Below are 508 nucleotides of genomic sequence, written 5' to 3' on the forward strand. Positions count from 1 at the left end.
ATTAATGAAACTATAGATGAAAGAATAGAAAAAAACAATGCTAATTATAACAGCATAATGCTGGAGCAGAATCTCAAGAATTTTAAAGAACTATCTGGCTTGAAAAAAGTACAGAAAGATTTAGAAGATTCTATATTGGTAAATAATTCTAAGTATGATGAATTAATAAATCAATTGGAAGTTAAGACAGAAGATAATAAAAAAGAGATAGACAGCTTAAACACTAGAGTAGAAGATGTTAGAGAAGAACAAACTAAATTCTTAGAAGAAGAAAAAGAGAATATAAATAATCTCAAAGAAGAATTATCTAATAGTATTAATGAAACTATAGATGAAAAAATAGATAAAAATAATGCTAATTACAACAGTATAATGCTGGAGCAGAATCTCAAGAATTTTAAAGAGATATCTGGCTTGAAAAAAGTACAGAAAGATTTAGAAGATTCTATATTAGTAAATAATTCTAAGTATGATGAATTAATAAATCAATTAGGAGTTGAGACAGAAG

1 pseudogene is annotated in these 508 nt (G+C 25.2%); it reads left to right on the plus strand.

The features are described from left to right. Positions 1-508 (plus strand): annotated as a pseudogene (locus tag A966_RS13580) (hypothetical protein); the annotation flags it as partial.

The organism is Brachyspira hampsonii 30446 (genome assembly GCF_000316195.1).
Taxonomy (GTDB): Bacteria; Spirochaetota; Brachyspiria; order Brachyspirales; family Brachyspiraceae; genus Brachyspira; species Brachyspira hampsonii_C.